Here is a 214-nt window from a genome sequence, read left to right as displayed (position 1 = left end):
GTAGCAGAGCAAAAACTATTAAAGGCGAAAGAAATGATGCCTGATGAACCTGTTATTACGTTTGGGTTAGCAGAATTATATAGTAGTAAAGGTGAAGAACAAAAGGCAATTTCTTATTATGAAGCAGGCCTAGAGGAACAAAAAGATATTCACTCATTATTTGGATATGCCTTCACATTATACCAAGGTGAAGAATATCAGAGAGCAATTGGTG

Annotated in this window: 1 pseudogene; it reads left to right on the top strand. The window is 35.5% G+C overall.

Annotation, left to right across the window (positions count from 1 at the left end):
- Positions 1 to 214 (top strand): annotated as a pseudogene (locus MR170_RS32065) (tetratricopeptide repeat protein); the annotation flags it as partial.

It is taken from the genome of Bacillus cereus group sp. BfR-BA-01524 (assembly GCF_022662595.1).
Lineage (GTDB): Bacteria > Bacillota > Bacilli > Bacillales > Bacillaceae_G > Bacillus_A > Bacillus_A thuringiensis_S.
Note: the sequence above shows the minus strand (reverse complement) of the source record. Positions and strands in the feature narration are given on the sequence as shown.